The organism is Bradyrhizobium cosmicum (genome assembly GCF_032290525.1).
GTDB classification, from domain to species: domain Bacteria; phylum Pseudomonadota; class Alphaproteobacteria; order Rhizobiales; family Xanthobacteraceae; genus Bradyrhizobium; species Bradyrhizobium cosmicum_A.
This window is the reverse complement of sequence record NZ_JASXTA010000479.1, coordinates 1-246: the sequence shown is the minus strand read 5'-3', so window position 1 is coordinate 246 and position 246 is coordinate 1. Positions and strand designations below refer to the sequence as shown.

The 246-nt window shown below is 63.4% G+C and carries 1 protein-coding gene; it reads left to right on the top strand.

The genetic code is table 11. From position 1 onward, the window contains the following. Window positions 1-63: 63 nt before the first annotated feature. Window positions 64-246: iron-sulfur cluster assembly scaffold protein (locus QSV46_RS40630; protein WP_409997306.1), on the top strand; the 183-nt coding region annotated here is incomplete at its 3' end.

The window sequence follows — 246 nt, the reverse complement described above, 5'->3', positions numbered from 1 at the left end:
ATATAGGACGATGAAACCCAGCCGCCAAGGGCGCTCGGATCGCCGCCCGGGACACCGATTCTCATGCTGAACGACATCTACAACAAGCGGATCATTGAATTGGCGGGCAATATCCCCCGCCTCGGTCGCCTTCCCGACCCCCACGCCAGCGCCACCGCCCACTCCAAGCTGTGCGGCTCGACCGTCAAGGTCGACCTCAAGATGGACGGGCCCGTGGTCAGCGACTTCGCCCATGACGTGAAGGCC